Source organism: Paenarthrobacter sp. PH39-S1 (genome assembly GCF_030063245.1).
In the GTDB taxonomy this organism is placed as follows: Bacteria; Actinomycetota; Actinomycetes; order Actinomycetales; family Micrococcaceae; genus Arthrobacter_M.
This window is the reverse complement of sequence record NZ_JASISR010000077.1, coordinates 3378-4683: the sequence shown is the minus strand read 5'-3', so window position 1 is coordinate 4683 and position 1306 is coordinate 3378. Positions and strand designations below refer to the sequence as shown.

The window sequence follows — 1306 nt, the reverse complement described above, 5'->3', positions numbered from 1 at the left end:
AGTTCCAGGCCGGCGTGGTCGGTTGCGATGTGAACGCGCATGAGTGGGTCTTTCAGGCTAATTGGGGCGGGGTGCGGTGTTGTTGGGGTTGAAGGCGAGTTGGCCGTTTGCGCGTAGTGACTCGATGGCGTCCGCGGGTGACGGCTTGCCGTAAACGGCCGATCCGGCCACGAAGACGTTGGCGCCGGCCTCAGCGGCGCGGGTGATGGTTTCCTCCGTGATGCCGCCGTCGACCTGGATGGCGACGTCCACCCCGGAACCTTCGATCGCCGCGCGGGCGCGGCGGATCTTGGGCAGCATGACGTCCAGGAATGCCTGGCCGCCGAAGCCCGGCTCGACGGTCATGATCAACAGCATGTCCAGTTCGGGGAGGATGTCCAGGTATGGTTCCACCGGGGTGGCCGGGCGCAGTGCCATGCCTGCCTTGGCCCCGCGCGCGCGAAGTTCGCGGGCGAGTTTGATGGGGGCGTCGGAAGCCTCGACGTGGAAGGTCACCGAGCTCAGGCCGGCGTCGGCGAACTGGGGCGCCCACCGGTCCACATTGGAAATCATCAGGTGGGCGTCCAGCGGCACGGGGCTGACCTTTTGCAGCCGTTCCACGACGGGCAGGCCGATGGTCAGGTTCGGTACGAAGTGATTGTCCATGACATCCACGTGCACGGCGTCGGCGTTGCTGATGCGGGCCAGCTCGGCTTCGAGGTTGACGAAGTCGGCCGAGAGGATGCTGGGGTTGATACAGCACTTCAGGGGTGAAACGGACATGGTGTCTGCCTTTCGGTAACAGTCAGAGCCTGGGGCTCGGGACTCTCGGCCCGGACCGGCGGCCTGGGCCGGCGCCTGCGGCCCGTTGATTCCGGTAAGGAGTGATTCCGGTACCGGGGCGTGGAGGCCCCCCGAAGAGGGGTCTCCACGCTGCCGGACGGTTGGCGGTTAGCCTGCCTGGCGGGGTTAGGAAGCTTTCCGTGCGGTGGTGAGGGCGCCATCGACGTCGGCGAGCAGTTCCTTCCAGCTGGCCACGAACTTGTCCAGGCCTTCGGATTCGAGCTGGGCGACGACGTCGTCGTAGGAGACACCGAGTGCTTCGAGGGCGGTGAGCACGCTGTGTGCTTCCTCGTAGGTGCCGGTGATGGTGTCACCGGTGACCACGCCGTGGTCGAAGGTGGCGTCGAGGGTCTTCTCCGGCATGGTGTTGACGATGTCGGCGGCGACTAGCTCGGTGACGTAGAGGGTGTCGGGGTAGGCCGGGTCCTTCACGCCGGTGGAAGCCCACAGCGGGCGCTGCGGGCGGGCGCCGGCTTCGGCCAGG

2 protein-coding genes are annotated in these 1306 nt (G+C 66.8%); both read right to left on the bottom strand.

The window, feature by feature from the left end:
- Window positions 1-57 precede the first annotated feature (57 nt).
- A complete protein-coding gene (rpe, locus tag QMG52_RS21405; protein ID WP_283562421.1) occupies window positions 58-762 on the bottom strand; it encodes a ribulose-phosphate 3-epimerase in 705 nt (234 codons plus the stop codon).
- 186 nt (window positions 763-948) lie between these two features.
- A partial coding sequence (locus tag QMG52_RS21400; protein ID WP_283562420.1) for a transaldolase family protein occupies window positions 949-1306 on the bottom strand: 358 nt, incomplete at its 5' end.

Bases quoted from the DNA above. Each gene is read 5' to 3' on its own strand.
- rpe (WP_283562421.1), bottom strand. From the start codon at position 762: ATGTCCGTTTCACCCCTGAAGTGCTGTATCAACCCCAGCATCCTCTCG.